This is a genomic window from Candidatus Aminicenantes bacterium (genome assembly GCA_026393795.1).
In the GTDB taxonomy this organism is placed as follows: domain Bacteria; phylum Acidobacteriota; class Aminicenantia; order UBA2199; family UBA2199; genus UBA2199.
Map to the genome: position 1 here is coordinate 1 of JAPKZL010000191.1, position 1,204 is coordinate 1,204.

Genomic DNA, 1,204 nt, shown 5'->3' on the forward strand with positions numbered 1-1,204 from the left:
TGAGCGAAAAGGAGCTGGCCGACTGGATCACTCGCCAGCGTGAAAAAATGGGCCTGGCCGCGGCCTGGGAAGTGAGCAGCTGCCCGGCGGTGTTCAGCGGTCCCCAGGAGATCGGCGCCCATTCTGCCCCCACCGGCAACATCCTGCGCCCGGGACATGTTTTTAATGTGGATTTCGGGGTGGTGGTGGACAAGTATTGTTCCGACCTGCAAAGGACCTGGTACATCCTGCGACCTGGTGAAAAAGAAGCGCCCCGCGAAGTGCAAAACGGGTTCATTGCGCTCATCGAATCGATCCGCCTCTCTTTTGCAGCCCTTAAGCCTGGCGTGCGCGGTCTGGATATCGACCAGATCGCCCGCGGTTATATCGTCTCCCAGGGTTACGAAGAATATCCCCATGCCCTCGGCCACCAGGTGGGCCGCTACTCCCACGATGGCGGCGCCTTGCTGGCCCCAGCCTGGGAAAGGTATGGCAACCTGCCGTTCATTCCATTGGAAAAGGACCAAGTATTCACCATTGAACCGCGGATATACATCAAGAATTTTGGCGTGACTACGGTCGAGGAAATGGCGGTCATCACTGCCGACGGCGCCGAGTACCTTTCACAGCCTCAGCGAGAATTATTTCTGGTAAAACCAAAATAATGAACCAATTGACGAATGCTGGAGCGATCCGCAAGAAGAAGCCCGAGTGGCTCAAGACGCGCCTGCCGGGCGGGGACGCCTATTTCGCCCTGAAGAACAGATTAGAAAAAAAAGTTTTGCAAACAATCTGCCAGAGCGCCCGTTGCCCGAACATTCATGAATGCTGGAACGGCAACCAGGCCACGTTCCTGATCATGGGCAATATCTGCAGCCGTGACTGCCGTTTTTGCGCGGTCGCCAGCGGCAAACCGCTGGATCTGGATCAGGCGGAAGGCCAAAAAGTTCTGCAGATGGCCCAAATGATGAACCTGGGGTACGCGGTGATCACATCCGTGACACGCGATGATGTCCCCGACAAGGGCAGTGCTCATTTTGCCGGCGTGATCCGGGCATTGAAACAGGGGCGCCCGCAAATAAAAATTGAGGTCCTGGTTCCCGATTTTGATGGCTGCAGCCGATTTCTTGACCGGGTACTTGACGCCGGTCCTGACGTTCTGGCCCATAACGTGGAGACGGTACCCTTATTGTATCCTGCCGTCAACCGCCGGGCGGTCGCTTTC

2 protein-coding genes are annotated in these 1,204 nt (G+C 56.7%); both read left to right on the forward strand.

Translation table 11 applies throughout. From position 1 onward, the window contains the following. Positions 1–644 (forward strand): M24 family metallopeptidase (locus NTW95_09015; protein MCX6557551.1); only part of this gene is annotated, 644 nt, incomplete at its 5' end. Next, positions 644–1,204: lipoyl synthase (locus NTW95_09020; protein ID MCX6557552.1), on the forward strand; the 561-nt coding region annotated here is incomplete at its 3' end. The genes NTW95_09015 and NTW95_09020, both read left to right, overlap by 1 nt.